Raw genomic sequence first — 14,781 nt, forward strand, 5'->3', positions numbered from 1 at the left:
AATTAATCGAGGTGTTGCAGGATGTCAGCGATAGATGCTAATTCAATAAAATTGGGATGTTCGGGTTTGGCGTCATGCTGTTCATGCAGCCAGGTTGTGGTAAAAGGTACATGACCGGCAAAAGCTTCCAGCTCCAGTACCGGCAAAACATCCGATTTAATGGAATTGCCCAGCATCAGAAAATTTTCGGGGGCGCAATTCAGGTATTTTAAGAGCCGCGCATAGTTTTCAACCTTCTTATTGCTCATAATTTCGATATGATGAAAAAAGCCCTGTAAACCGGATTGTTTGATTTTCCGTTCCTGGTCTAACAGGTCACCTTTGGTAGCCATTACCAGGCGGTAATTACCCTGTAATTGTTCCAGGGTTTCCGCTACGCCATGCAATAGCTCAACGGGCCGCTGCAACAATTCATGGCCCAGTTCAATTGTTTTATTGATCAGCTGCATACTGGCTTTGCCTTCCGTAACGCGGCTGGCCGTTTCTATCATGCTCAGCATAACGCCTTTTATGCCGTAACCGTAGATCGCCAGGTTTTTCATTTCCGTATGGAACAGCTCCCGGGCGGCAGCTTCGGCAGGTAAGTACGCTGACAACAGGGCGCAAAATTGCCGTTCCGCCTCCTGGAAATAAGTTTCGTTCACCCAAAGCGTATCATCTGCATCAAAAGCAATTGTTTTAATTTTGTTCCTCATGGTTACACAGGGAGTTTTTGTAATTTTCAGGTTGTAAAATTCAGTCGTTTAAACCTTTGTAAAAAGGACATTTGTCCCGCCACCCGTATGCTGCGCACCAATCATGCTTTTTTACATTATATAGAACAGTTGTATCATTCGCAGCAGCGTAAGGAGGAGATCCTTATCAGGGAGTTTGCTAAAGGGCAGTTATTATTGCAGCAAGGTGGAACAGCGCCCAAAGTGTATTTAATAAAAGAAGGGATCACCAAATGTTTTTTCAACGAAGCGAATGATAAAGGGTTTATCGTGGAGTTCCTGGGTAAAGGCGAGATCCTGGGTGAGATCGAGGTCATTAAAAGTATTCCCTGTTTATGCAATATAGAAGCGTTGACCACCGTGCAGGTTTATGCCATTGCCATTCCCTTTTTCAAATCGCTGCTCGAAAAAGAAGTTTCGTTCAATAAATTATTACTGGAAACTTTTGCAGAGCGGATCGTAAACACTTCCAGCCGGGCTTCCTTCCAGTTATTGAATACGGTAGAACATACTTTGGAAAAATTGTTAGAACTGCAAAAAGCCCAGGGCCTGCAGATTTCCAAAGAAGATATGGCCGCTTATTTGGGCATCACCATCAGAAGTTTAAACCGCGCATTGAAAAAGTTAAAAGTCGGAAAAGAAGATTGAGCAATAGCGTGTCGCTGCTGCCTGATTCGGCTATTACGCAAACGTTAGCGTAATCGCTTTTGTAGCCGCAAGCCGGCTGTGTTTATATTTGTTGGCTACACAGCTATTATGAAAAGAAAAGTTTACCGGCTTTTTGCCTGGATGGCCCTGATCAGTATTGTATCCTTCAAACCGCTTACTTCTATTTACAAGGATGGATGGATCGACCTGAACAAGAATGGAAAGAAAGATATTTATGAAGATCCGACCAAACCGGTAGATGCCCGCACCGCCGACCTCCTGTCGCAAATGACGCTGGAAGAAAAGACCTGCCAGATGGCCACCTTGTATGGCTGGCGCCGGGTATTGAAAGATTCATTGCCAACCGCTGCCTGGAAAAACGCTATCTGGAAAGATGGTATCGCCAATATCGACGAGCACCTCAATGGTTTTACCGGCTTTAACAAACCCGTATTGACGACGGATCTTGTAGCGGATATGGAAAAGCATGTGTGGGGCATGAACGAGACGCAGCGTTTCTTTATTGAACAAACCCGCCTCGGCATCCCGGTTGATTTTACCGACGAAGGTATCCGCGGTGTTGAAGCCTACGAAGCTACCGGTTTTCCCACGGCGCTGAACATGGGCATGACCTGGAACAAGGAACTGGTATACCAGGAAGGTATCATTACCGGCCGCGAAGCGCGGGCACTGGGTTACACGAACGTGTATGCGCCCATTCTCGATGTGGCGCGCGACCAGCGCTGGGGCCGGCTCGAAGAGACCTTTGGCGAAGACCCCTACCTGGTAGCCTGCATGGGCGTAGCGCTGGCAAAGGGTATTCAGCATAAGGGCCAGGCAGCAGCTACCGCGAAACATTTTGCGGTGTACAGTGCCAATAAAGGGGCGCGGGAAGGACAGGCCCGCACTGACCCGCAGGTATCCCCGCGCGAAGTGGAGAACATCCTGCTGTATCCTTTCAAAAAAGTGATCAAAGAAGCGGGCATCATGGGCGTAATGAGCTCTTACAATGATTATGATGGCATTCCGGTTTCCGGCAGCAATTACTGGCTGATCCGGCGCCTGCGCATTGAAATGGGTTTTACGGGTTATGTGGTCAGCGACAGCGATGCCCTCGAATACCTGAGCAGCAAACACCATGTGGCCGCCAATTTAAAGGAAGCCGTCTACCAGGCATTCATGGCCGGTATGAATGTGCGCACTACTTTCCGGCCACCCGATAGCATTATCATTTACCTGCGTGAGCTGGTAAAAGAAAAGCGCATTCCCATGGATACCATCAATCGCCGGGTGGCTGATGTATTACGTGTGAAGTTCCGCCTCGGCTTGTTCGATCACCCTTATATTGAAAGTGCGGCAGCAAGCCGGAAGATCGTGAATAGTGAAGCCGGCCAGCAGATCGCATTACAGGCATCCCGTGAAAGCATCGTGCTGCTGAAAAATAAGAACAATATCCTGCCTTTGTCGAAGGGATTCGAAAAAGTGGCCGTGATCGGTCCCAATGCTACTGACGACGATTATGCCCATACGCATTACGGGCCGCTGCAATCGAAAAGCGTAAACCTGCTGGAAGGTATACAGGCAAAGCTGGGCGCAGATAAAGTGCTATATGCCAAAGGGGCTGAGCTGGTGGATAAACGCTGGCCCGAAAGCGAGGTGCTGCCCGAACCGATGGATGCCGGCGAGCAGGCAAAGCTCGACTCAGCGGTGCAAATAGCCAAACAGGCGCAAGTGGCGATCGTTATTTTAGGCGGCAATACCAAAACGGCCGGGGAAAATAAAAGCCGTACCAGCCTCGACCTGCCCGGTCATCAATTAGAACTGATCAAAGCTATTAAAGCAACCGGCAAACCGGTGGTAGTGGTATTGATCGGCGCCCAACCCATGACCATTAACTGGATCGATAAAAATATCGACGGCATCATCTATGCCGGTTACCCCGGCGTAAAAGGCGGAATTGCCGTTGCCGATGTATTGTTCGGCGATTACAATCCGGGTGGTAAACTGACGCTGACCTTTCCCCGGTCGGTAGGACAATTACCATTGAATTTTCCCTCCAAACCCAATGCGCAAAGTGATGACGGCGAGGATGCAAAGATCAAGGGCCTGCTGTATCCCTTTGGCTATGGTTTAAGTTATACGAGCTTTCATTACAGCAACCTGAAAATAGACGCCGGCAAAACCGCGAAAGATCCTGTTGCTGTAACTGTAAATCTTACGAATACGGGCAAACTGGCCGGTGATGAAGTGGTGCAATTGTATATCCGCGATGTGTTGAGTTCTGTGACCACCTATGAGAAGCTGCTGAAAGGTTTTGAACGCGTGCATCTCAATGCCGGTGAAACCAAAACCCTTTCTTTTAACATTCCCCGTGATGAGTTGAAATTGTATAATCGTGATATGAAGTTTGTGTTGGAGCCGGGCGAATTTCTCGTGATGATCGGCGCTTCGTCGGAAGATATCCGGCAAAGCGGCTCTTTTTTTATAAGATAGTGCTCATCCTTCAATTGTTAGTGTCTGATTTAAAAGGGCCATTCCGCCAGCCGGAGTGGCTTTTTTTATGAGACTGGCTGTCAAAGATCTGTAGCAATGCTTAACAAATCTACGACTGCCATCGCCCTGCATGCTCAAAATGTGACGCTGTTCGGAAAGGGATGTTACAGGCTCCTTAAAATGGTGGGACCTTTGGTTTTCTTCGGAAATCAGATTTCAGATGTGACGGCCCGGGGATCTTTGGCACCCAAACATGCATTTCTCCTCATTGCTACCTCGGGTTCTCCACAATGCCTCCTTTGGCTGCTCGGGGCCCGAGGAAGCAAAGAGGAGGAAACGAGTTTCCTCAAGGTCTCATGGAGGACTGCCTCTCTTGCTTTTACGATCATTTTCTTTTTTGGGCAGAAACGTAAATGGTAAACAGTACCCCTTTATAGCATATGGCTGTTAATCAATGTGATATGTTTATTATTTTCAAGAGGCATCGTTTGTGAACCGCAAAAATTCTTTCTCTTTTACTTTTGTTTATTTTTTATTGTTTTCGATTGTTTGCTTATTTTTGGTCATACCCGGTTTTGCAGGGGCTGTTCGAAAATATTTCTTTTCGGATCCACGCTTCGCTATTAGATTCGCCAAGGCGCGGACCATAAAATTATAAATTCGCGCCACAAACAAACTGTATGTTACCTAATCAAAGGCGGGAAAAAATACTGGAATTGCTCCGCGAGGATGGTTCGGCAAAAGTGGGTGACCTGGCGAGGATCTTTAAAGTGACGGAAGTGACCATCCGGCAGGACCTGGAAAAACTGGAAAAAGAAGAAATGGTGATCCGTGAACATGGCGGCGCCTACCTCAAAAACATCGAGGACCAGGTGAAAGGTTTTTATGTGGCCCACCAGGAAGATAATACGGCGAAGAAAGAAAAGATCGCCAGCAAATGCCTCGAGTTCATTGAAAGCGGTGATACCATCATTCTCGATTCGGGTTCTACCGTAACGGAGATCGCCAAAAAATTAAAAGGTTTCAGGAACCTCACGGTGATCACTAACGCGTTGAACATTGCCATGATGCTGGGCACCGAACCGGGCATTGAAGTGGTAATGACCGGCGGTGAATTTAAACCGCCAACCTTATCATTGACCGGTCAGAAAGCGGCCGACTTCTTTAAAGGCATCAATGTATCGAAGCTCTTTCTGGCTACAGCCGGTATTTCCTTAAAATCGGGATTGACCTATCCCAGCCTGAGCGATATCGTTGTGAAGAAAGCCATGATAGAAGCGGCAGAAACGACTTACCTGGTAGCCGATTCTTCCAAAATAGGAAAGAACGCTTTTGCCAGCCTGGGCGCCCTGTCATTGATCAATTATATTATCACCGACGACGGCATAACCGATAAAGACAGGAAATTATTCGAAGAGCAGGAAATTGAACTCATCATTGCTACATAAAACAAGTAAGTATGGCACACCTCGAAGCTATGCCACACTTTTGAACAAACCACATAACGGAAACAAGTTTTTATTAAGATGAAAAATGCTAAAACAACGCTCGGTGTTATCATCGGGAACAGGGATTTCTTCCCCGATAAATTAGTGGCCGAAGCTCGCACCGAAATTGTTGCGCTCTTTGAGAAACTGAATATCACGCCCATCTTACTCACCGATGCCGATACCAAACTTGGGGGCGTTGAAACCTTTAAAGAAGCGCAGCGTTGTGCCGACCTGTTTAAAAAACATGCTGATGTGATACAGGGGATCCTGGTGGTGTTGCCCAATTTTGGTGACGAAAAAGGCGTTGCCGAAACCATCAAACTGGCCAATCTGAATGTGCCTGTATTGGTGCAGGGATACCCCGATGACCTGAATAAAATGGATGTAGTGAACAGAAGGGATGCCTGGTGCGGTAAGATCTCTGTTTGCAACAACCTGTATCAATATGGTATTAAATATTCGCTTACGACAAAACATGTGGTAAGTCCGAACGATGAATCATTCATCACCGATCTGAAAAATTTCATCGCCGTTTGCCGCGTGGTTAAAGGCATGCGCAATGTGCGCATCGGTGCGGTAGGTGCGCGTCCCGGCGCATTCAATACCGTTCGTTACAGTGAAAAGATCCTGCAACGCAATGGCATCTCCGTGACTACGGTCGATCTGTCTGAGATCCTGGGCAATGCCAACAAACTTACGGCCGACCATGCCCGTGTAAAAGAAAAGCTGGAAGGTATTAAAGCGTATACGGCTACCGGTAAAACGCCTAATGAAAAGCTGATCCAGATCGCGAAACTCGATGTGGTGTTGGCCGATTTCATGGCGGAAAATGCGCTCGACGCTACGGCCATTCAATGCTGGACCTCCCTGCAACAGAACTACGGTTGCAATGTGTGCACCAATATGAGCATGATGAGTGAGAACATGCTGCCCAGCGCCTGCGAGGTAGACGTAACCGGAACCCTGAGCATGTATGCCATGCAACTGGCATCGGGCACACCCAGCGCCCTGGTTGACTGGAATAACAACTATGCCAATGATGATACCAAATGCGTATTGTTCCATTGTGGTAACTGGGCCAAATCATTTTTACCCGATATTCAGATCAGCACCGCGCCGATACTGGGAACAACCGTAGGGGTTGAAAATACCTATGGTGCGTTGGAAGGCCGTACCCCCGCTTCTCCGCTTACCTATGGCCGCATAAGCACCGATGACAGCCTCGGCATTATAAAAGCGTATGTAGGCGAAGGTGAGCTGACCAACGATGCCCTGAACACCTTTGGTAACCGGGCCGTTGCGCAGATCAACAACCTGCAGGGCCTGATGCAGTATGTATGCCGCAATGGCTTCGAGCACCATGTGGTGATGAACGCCAGTAAAACGGCCGGTATTCTTATGGAAGCTTTTGATAATTACCTAGGCTGGAAGGTATATCAACACGTTTAAGTGAATGATCAATTGTGAACAGGCCCCGCATTCGCGATGGCTATCATTCATGAGACTGCCCGGATCAGGGCAAGCAGAACGACAAACAATAAACTATAAGCTGTGAATATTAAAGAGCTTGAGAAAAAATCGGTCGGGTATCGGAAAAAGATCCTGAAGTATATCGTGGGTGCCAATGCCGGACATACCGGCGGCAGCCTCTCCTGTATCGATATCCTGAACGTCTTGTACAACCAGGTGCTGAACGTATCACCACAAAACTTCACGTCGCCCGACCGCGACAGGTATATTCAAAGCAAGGGCCATTGTGTAGAGGCCCTGTTCGTAGTGCTGGCCGATAAAGGGTTTTTCCCTGAAGAACACCTGGAGACACTGTGTAAATACAAGTCGCACTATATTGGCCACCCCACCCGGAAAGTAAAAGGCGTTGAGCAGAACACCGGTGCATTGGGACATGGCTTACCCATTGCCGTTGGCAATGCCATTGCGGCGAAGCTCGATAAAAAAGATTACAAGGTATATACCCTCATGGGTGATGGTGAATTGCCCGAAGGCTCTAACTGGGAAGCCGCATTGACCGCCGCCCATTACAAGCTCGATAACCTTTGCGCGATCGTTGATAAAAACAGCCTGCAGATCACGGCGCCTACCGCGGAAGTGTGCAATACCGATCCGCTCGACGAAAAATGGAAAGCTTTTGGCTGGGCGGTCAAAGAAGTGGACGGCCACGACATACAGGCGCTGAAAGAAGCATTCGACAGCCTGCCTTTTGAACCAGGCAAACCCAGCCTGATCATTGCCCATACCGTGAAAGGCAAAGGCGTGAGCTTTATGGAGAACAATCTCAAGTGGCATCATGGCGTGCCAAGTACGGAAGAATATGCTTTGGCGATAAGTGAACTGGATAATAGTATGCAAAAAGCAGCTGTGTAAAAGAAGCAGGCCGGTCACTTTTACCGTGCAACCTGAAAGCTGTATGTTCCCGGCAACCGGAACCCGGTGACCGGTAACAGCTTCTCAATAAAACAAAAGCTCGTTGTAACGGGCCGTGTAACCTGTAACATGTAACCTGTAACCAGAAAGAATGGCGCATATAGAAAATACAGATCCGAACGGATATAAACCCAACCAGGAAATCTTTTCAGAAGTGTTGCAGCAACTGGCAGCCACCGACCGGGATATCATTGCCGTGACCAGTGACTCCCGCGGCTCGGGCAAACTGGTTCCCTTTGGTAAGAAATTTCCTGAGCAGATCGTTGAAGTGGGCATTGCCGAACAAAACCTGGTAGGAGTAGCGGCCGGGCTCGCTGCTGCCGGTAAAAAAGTATTTGCCGTATCGCCCGCCTGTTTTTTAACGGCAAGGGCGCTGGAGCAGATCAAGAATGATGTGGCCTATAGCGACAATCCCGTCACCGTAGTCGGCATCAGCGCCGGCGTAAGTTATGGCGCCCTGGGTTCTACCCATCATAGCCTGCACGACTTTGCAGCACTCAGGGCCATTAATAATATTACAGTAGTAGTACCCGCCGATAATTTTGAAACTGCCCAGGCAACCGCGCTGGCGGCAAAGACCAACAGTCCGGTATACCTGCGTTTTGGCAAAAAGGTAATGAATAACCTGAAGGAAGAGAACAATGATGCGTTTGTATTCGGTAAAGGCCGTGTGATCACCGAAGGCAATGATGCGGCGCTGATCGCCTGTGGCGAAACCGTGTATCCTGCGCTGCAGGCGGCAAAATTGCTGGCTGAGCAGGGCATACATGTTACTGTAGTGAGCATGCATACCATCAAACCGCTGGATACAGAACTGCTGGCGAAACTGGCGGTTGCCTGCAAAGCCATTGTAACCGTTGAAGAACATAGCGTATATGGCGGCCTGGGCGAAGCCTGTGCTTCTTACCTGATGCAGCATGGCTTGCATAAACCCTTCCGCATTATGGGCATTCCCGATGAGTATACGGTTACCGGTTCGCAACAGGATATTTTCAATCATTATCATATTACCAAAGATGGAATTGCGGAGGTAGTGAAGAGTTTGTTGATATAGCACAATGACCTGTAAGGTTCGACATCGGATCGTGCATAATCGGAACGTCCGACCGAACCTGGCAGGTCATGCGAAGGGCGCGGACCTGCCAGGGCTGCTTTGCCTGCCGGCCCGCCCGATTGCCGGTCAAACCTTACCGGTTGGCCAAGCCAGAAAAAAATAATTTTTACGCCGATGAAACGACTCTTGCCAGTATATGTAAAAATAGTATTGTTAAGCCTGCTGGTGGTCATAACCGGATGCAGGCAAAAAAAGGCAGCATCCGGAAAAAAGAAGATGGCTGTGGTGGTATCAACCCTTAACAACCCCTGGTTCGTTTTCCTGGCCGAAACAGCTGCCGCCCGTGCTACGGCCTTGGGCTACGACGCCAAGATCTTCGACTCGCAAAATAATACGGCAACCGAAGGCGATCACTTTGAAAATATCATAGTCGCCGGTTTTGACGCCATCCTCTTTAACTCTACCGACGCCAATGGCTCTGTTGCCAATGTACTTAAAGCCAAACAGGCGGGCATCCCGGTCTTTTGTATGGACCGCGAGATCAATGCCACCAATGCCGCTACTTCACAAATTTTGTCCGACAGTTATTCCGGAGCAGTAGCCATTGGCATGCACTTTACCCGGACCTTGAAAAAGCAGGGCAATTATGTTGAATTGCTCGGACTGGTCGGCGATAACAATACCTGGGCCCGTTCTAAAGGATTTCATAGCGTTACTGATAATTATCCCGGTTTGAAAATGGTGGCCCAGCAAAGCGCCGATTTTGATCGCAATAAGGCCATGGAAGTGATGGAAAGTATCCTGCAGGCGCATCCGGATATCGATGCCGTTTTTTGCGGCAATGACGGTATGGCCATGGGCGCTTACCAGGCGCTGGTAGCAGCAGGAAAAGCATCGAAAGTAAAAGTTTTTGGTTTCGATGGCGCCGAAGATGTGATCACCGCCATTAAGGAGAATAAGGTGGCCGGAACCGGTATGCAGTTTCCCAAAGTAATGGCGGAGACCGCTGCAAAGTTTGCCGATGAATATATTAAAGGCAGAAGGAATTTCCCGCAGAAGATCCCGGTGGCAGTAGAACTGGTGACCCAAAAAAATATTAACGATTACATCGCCTACGGAAAAAAATAAACTATGGCCAGGAAAATAGTAAAATATCTATTGCTGGTGCTGATTGTGGGATTGCTTGCCTATAATTCAGTCTACATAAAAAAACTGAGCGAAGTACAAACAAAAGAAGCTGCCGCTTTCGATGCCGCTTCTTTTGCGGAAAAACGCTGGGTTACCCAATTACCGGCCCGCCTCGACAGTGCTGTCGCCCTTGACGTGTTGCAATCAACGATAAAAACAAACCCCGCCTTTGCCTTTCAGAACTGGTTCAATTCCATCAGCATTGGCAATATCCGCTATGGCCTGGTGAAAGTAAACGGTAAAGTGCTGTCGGTAAATGAAGACGATGTTACCATACTGGCCGGCAATGCAACCGATCCCCTGACGCTTACGATCACAACTGAATATGTATACGGCAATGCCATCAGGGATGCAGCCCGCCTGGTAGATATCAACGATTTTGTGAACACCACAGATCTGAACAATGTATCTGAAGAAGTGAACAAGCTGGTTAGAAAAAGGGTGTTGCCCGCCTTTAAAGCGCAGGTGAAAAAAGCCGATAGCATCAGCTGCACCGGCGCCATAGAGCTGAACCAGGCGCATTATTCGCTGAACGAACTGGAAATTATACCTGTTCAATGTAAAATCATTCAACAATAGATGTTGCTTGCCCGTAACATAACGAAAAAATTTGCCGGGGTGGTGGCCCTGAACAATGTGAACCTGGAACTGCATCCCGGTAAGGTGAATGCCATTATCGGGGAGAACGGCGCCGGTAAATCAACGCTTATGAAAGTGTTGTCAGGTGTGTATATTGATTACGAAGGGGAGATCATTTATAACAATGAAACCTTGCGGCTTACGGGTACAAAAGATGCAGAGGCCAAAGGCATTGTGATCATTCACCAGGAGTTGAACCTGGTGCCCGGGTTAAGCATCGCCGAGAATATTTTCCTGGGCCGCGAACTGTGCACATCCTTCGGCATGCTCGATAAAAAGGAAATGGCGCGGCAAAGCAAAAAGCTGCTCGAAAAAGTAAAACTCAACGCAGACCCCGGTACCCTGGTAGCTGACCTGAAAGTAGGGCAGCAGCAACTGGTGGAAATTGCGAAAGCATTGTACACGAATGCCAGTGTGATCATTATGGATGAACCTACTTCGGCGATCAGTGATAAAGAAGTAGATAACCTCTTTATGATCATTAACGAGCTCAGGAATGAAGGCAAGACCATCGTTTATATTTCCCATAAGTTAAAAGAGCTGTTCACCATTGCCGACCGCTTTGTGGTCATGCGTGATGGTTGTTCGGTGGAAAGCGGCTTAATGGCGGAAATGACGCAGGATGCGTTGATCCGTAAAATGACCGGTCGTGCGGTGAATGGACCAACAAGCACTACCGTGCAAACATTTACTGAACCGGTGCTGCGGGTAGAAAACATCCATCTGAAAAGTGCTTCGCGCCACGGCGCCCATGTGCTGACTGATATTTCTTTCACCTTACATAAAGGCGAGATCGTAGGTCTTTACGGACTGATGGGCGCCGGCAGAACGGAATTGATGGAAACCCTGTTCGGCCTTCATCCGAAAAGAGCGACGGGTAAAATCTTCATTAATGAAAAGGCGGTGCAGCTACAATCACCCATCCAGGCCATTCGACAGGGCATAGCCCTGGTGCCCGAAGACCGCAAAGCCCATGGCCTCATGCTCGATCAGAAAATTAAGACCAATATCAGCATCACCGTATTGAACCAACTGGAAAAATGGGGCATCGTGCTACATAATAAAAAAGAGACCCGGTTGTCGAAAGATTATATTCAACGGCTGGGCATCAAAACCCATTCGGAGAACAATATAGCGGGTAACCTCAGCGGTGGCAATCAGCAAAAGATCGTGCTGGCCAAGTGGCTTGCCACCAATCCTAGCATCCTGCTGCTCGATGAACCAACCAGGGGCATCGACATCAACGCACGCTTCGAGATCTACAACCTGATGAAAAAGCTGGCGGAAGCCGGGATGGCCATTCTGCTGGTATCCTCCGAATTGCCGGAGATCCTTACCGCCTCTGACCGGGTGCTGGTGATGGCGGAAGGCCGCTTAACGGCCGATATGCCGGTGAGGGAAGCGACCGAAAGCAATGTGCTTAAATATGCCATACAACATAATATTACTGCCTGATGATTGCGATTCAAAAAAATAATACTATCAACCTGGCCCGGCTGCAATCGCTGATCGCGCTGCTCTTCCTTTGTGCCATCATTGCGATCCTGAGCGACAAATTCCTTACCATGGATAATGGCTGGAATGTATTGCGGCAGATCGCTGTGAACGTATGCATTTCTGTGGGTATGACATTGATCGTGCTCACGGCAGGTATCGATCTGTCGGTAGGATCGGTGCTGGCGCTCTGTGGCGCTATTACGGCCGGCTTGTTAAAGAACGGCGTTAAAGTGCCGGCTGCCGATCTGTTCATAGGCTTTACAATTTTGGGTGCTTTACTGGCAGGGATCATTGCCGGTGCACTGCTTGGCTGGTTTAATGGATTTGTGATCACGAAATTCAAAGTACCGCCCTTTGTAGCCACCCTGGCCATGCTTACTATTGCCCGCGGCTTGACCATGTTATGGACGCAGGGCCACCCCATCAGTAATCTCGGTCCGGCCTTTTCGGTGATCGGTACGGGTTGGTTCCTCGGCATTCCGGTACCTGTCTGGATCGCCGGAGTGGTTGTATTGCTGGCCATCTTTATTACGCGACAAACCCGCCTCGGCCGCTATATTTACGCCATCGGCGGCAATGAGAATGCGGCCATACTATCAGGCATCAGCATCAATAAAGTAAAACTGATTGTATACAGCATAGCCGGTGCATTGGCGGCGGTAGGGGGTATCATGGTCACTTCCCGCCTCGATTCGGCGCAACCGAATGCCGGTACAGGCTACGAACTGGATGCCATTGCCGCCGTGGTGATCGGCGGTACTTCTTTATCGGGAGGCAAAGGCAGTATCGGTGGAACCGTGATGGGCGCCGTGATCATCGGCGTATTGAACAACGGCCTGGTATTGCTGAACGTTTCTCCCTTCTGGCAACAGGTAGTAAAGGGCGCGGTGATATTGGTAGCCGTGATCATTGATAAAGGGGGTAAAAAGAAATAGCCATTTAATTGCTGATTTTAGATTTAGAGATTTTTAGATTTACTTAGGTGCAAGCCTTATTACAAATCTAAAAATCTCAAAATCTCTAAATCTCTAAATCCCGAAATCGCGAAATTTTTTTATACGGAGTCAGCATGAATAATAAGCAACAATATATATTAGCAATAGACCAGGGCACCAGCAGTACCAAAACAATTATTTTCAATGAACATGGTAAAGTGGTAGCGCGTGGTCATGAGCCTTTGCAAACGAATTACGGGGCCAATGGATTTGTAGAGCAGGATCCCGAAGGCATAGTACAGAATGTGCTTGCTTCCGTAGGACATTGCCTCGATGAATTCAAAAGACAGGAAAGAGATCTACGGGCTATCAAAGCCATTGGGATTTCGAACCAGCGCGAAACATTTGTGGTGTGGGATAAAAGCGGTAAGCCATTATACAATGCGGTGGTATGGCAATGTAAACGTTCGGTGGATATTTGTGAACGCCTGGCTGCTGATCCGGTTGCGGCGGCTATCAAAACAAAAACCGGTCTGCTGGTCGATCCATATTTCTCCGGCACCAAACTGCTCTGGTTATATGAGCAGGTACCGGCGGTGCGCCGGGCCATTGATACAGGCGAGGCTTATTTTGGCACCATCGATAGCTGGTTACTGTATAGATTCACGAATGGTCAAAGTTATTATACCGACTATACCAACGCTTCCCGCACCTTGTTTTTCAATATTACTACCCTGAACTGGGATGCGGAACTCCTGGAGGCCTTTCAACTGCGCCCGCTTAGGCTGCCACGTTGCGTGCCTTCTTCCTATCATTTCGGGGAGACTGATCTCTTTGGTTTGCTGGAAGCGCCGATTGCCATTACCGGCATGATCGGTGATTCACATGCAGCGGCTTTCGGCCAAACCTGTTTTGCGCCCGGTTCTGCCAAAGCAACCCTGGGAACCGGTTGTTCCGTGATGATGAATATTGGCGATAAACCCATATTATCATCTACGGGTATGGTGACCACCATTTGCTGGAGCACCGAACAACAGGTTTGTTATGCCCTGGAAGGCGTGATCGTTACCTGTGGCGCTACCGTTGAATGGTTGAAACAGGAATGGCAATTATTTCATGACAGCCGGGAAACCGAAGCCATGGCTACAGCAGTAGCAGATAACCAGGGCGTATACCTGATCCCTGCCTTTAGCGGCCTGGGCGCTCCTTACTGGCAAATGAACCGCAAGGCCAGTATTCATGGCTTAACCTTTGCCACCAGCAAAAACCACCTGGTGCGGGCGGCCCTGGAATCTATTCCTTACCAGATAAAAGACGTGATTGGCGCCATGGAAGCCGATGCCGGTCTGTTACTGGATCAATTGATGGTAGATGGCGGCATTACCGGTAATCGTTTTGTGGTACAGTTCCTGGCCAATCAGTTGAACCGGAAAGTAGCCATCAGTGGTTTTCCCGAAATATCAGCCCTCGGTGCGGCCTTTATGGCCGGATTGAAAGCGGGTGTATATCCCGGCCTCGATCAATTGCAGGAACTGAAGCTGGTCAAAGACACGCTCATACCTGTAGATGTTGACAATCATAAGATGTGGTATGCGGGTTGGAAGAAGGCTATCGGAAGCTAGTTGGTGTTTGTGGTTTATGGTTTGTGGTTTATGGTTCCTTCGCTACTGAGTTTATGGGTT

The 14,781-nt window shown here is 48.6% G+C and carries 12 protein-coding genes; 11 read left to right on the plus strand and 1 reads right to left on the minus strand.

From position 1 onward, the window contains the following. Positions 1 to 2 precede the first annotated feature (2 nt). Positions 3 to 695 carry an HAD family hydrolase gene (locus JT717_RS17970; RefSeq protein WP_205512108.1) on the minus strand — a complete coding sequence of 231 codons (693 nt, stop codon included), beginning with the start codon at positions 693 to 695 and terminating at the stop codon, positions 3 to 5. 87 nt (positions 696 to 782) lie between these two features. Here JT717_RS17970 and JT717_RS17975 point away from each other — a divergent pair, with 87 nt between their 5' ends. The 11 genes from JT717_RS17975 (at position 783) to JT717_RS18025 (ending at position 14,721) form a co-directional block, all read left to right on the plus strand. After that, positions 783 to 1,361, plus strand: a complete 579-nt coding sequence (locus JT717_RS17975) for a Crp/Fnr family transcriptional regulator (RefSeq protein WP_205512110.1) — start codon at positions 783 to 785, stop codon at positions 1,359 to 1,361. Between the two features lie 108 nt (positions 1,362 to 1,469). Continuing rightward, positions 1,470 to 3,854 (plus strand): glycoside hydrolase family 3 C-terminal domain-containing protein, encoded by a 2,385-nt coding sequence (locus JT717_RS17980; protein WP_205512112.1) that lies wholly within the window; start codon positions 1,470 to 1,472, stop codon positions 3,852 to 3,854. A gap of 680 nt (positions 3,855 to 4,534) precedes the next feature. Further along, positions 4,535 to 5,302, plus strand: a complete 768-nt coding sequence (locus JT717_RS17985; RefSeq protein WP_205512114.1) for a DeoR/GlpR family DNA-binding transcription regulator — start codon at positions 4,535 to 4,537, stop codon at positions 5,300 to 5,302. A gap of 78 nt (positions 5,303 to 5,380) precedes the next feature. Next, on the plus strand, positions 5,381 to 6,793 hold the full coding sequence (locus JT717_RS17990) for an L-fucose/L-arabinose isomerase family protein (protein ID WP_205512116.1): 1,413 nt from the start codon (positions 5,381 to 5,383) through the stop codon (positions 6,791 to 6,793). Positions 6,794 to 6,895: 102 nt separating this feature from the next. Then, positions 6,896 to 7,726, plus strand: coding sequence for a transketolase (locus JT717_RS17995; RefSeq protein WP_205512118.1), 831 nt, complete (start codon positions 6,896 to 6,898; stop codon positions 7,724 to 7,726). A gap of 151 nt (positions 7,727 to 7,877) precedes the next feature. Beyond that, a complete protein-coding gene (locus JT717_RS18000) occupies positions 7,878 to 8,840 on the plus strand; it encodes a transketolase family protein (RefSeq protein WP_205512120.1) in 963 nt (320 codons plus the stop codon). 174 nt (positions 8,841 to 9,014) lie between these two features. Continuing rightward, positions 9,015 to 9,968, plus strand: a complete 954-nt coding sequence (locus JT717_RS18005; protein WP_205512122.1) for a D-ribose ABC transporter substrate-binding protein — start codon at positions 9,015 to 9,017, stop codon at positions 9,966 to 9,968. A 3-nt stretch (positions 9,969 to 9,971) separates the two neighbouring features. Next, the gene (locus JT717_RS18010) at positions 9,972 to 10,607 is read left to right on the plus strand and encodes a DUF2291 domain-containing protein (RefSeq protein ID WP_205512124.1); all 636 of its coding nucleotides are present in this window, start codon (positions 9,972 to 9,974) and stop codon (positions 10,605 to 10,607) included. Continuing rightward, positions 10,608 to 12,122: a sugar ABC transporter ATP-binding protein gene (locus JT717_RS18015; protein WP_205512126.1), complete on the plus strand. Its 1,515-nt coding sequence runs from the start codon at positions 10,608 to 10,610 to the stop codon at positions 12,120 to 12,122. After that, entirely contained in the window at positions 12,122 to 13,099 is a 978-nt protein-coding gene (locus tag JT717_RS18020) for an ABC transporter permease (protein ID WP_205512128.1), read from the plus strand. The genes JT717_RS18015 and JT717_RS18020 overlap by 1 nt, the downstream gene beginning before the upstream one ends. 134 nt (positions 13,100 to 13,233) lie before the next feature. Next, complete coding sequence (locus JT717_RS18025; protein ID WP_205512130.1) at positions 13,234 to 14,721, plus strand: FGGY family carbohydrate kinase; 1,488 nt, start codon at positions 13,234 to 13,236, stop codon at positions 14,719 to 14,721. Positions 14,722 to 14,781: the final 60 nt, after the last annotated feature.

The sequence above is a fragment of the Longitalea arenae genome (assembly GCF_016924755.1).
Lineage (GTDB): Bacteria > Bacteroidota > Bacteroidia > Chitinophagales > Chitinophagaceae > Niastella > Niastella arenae.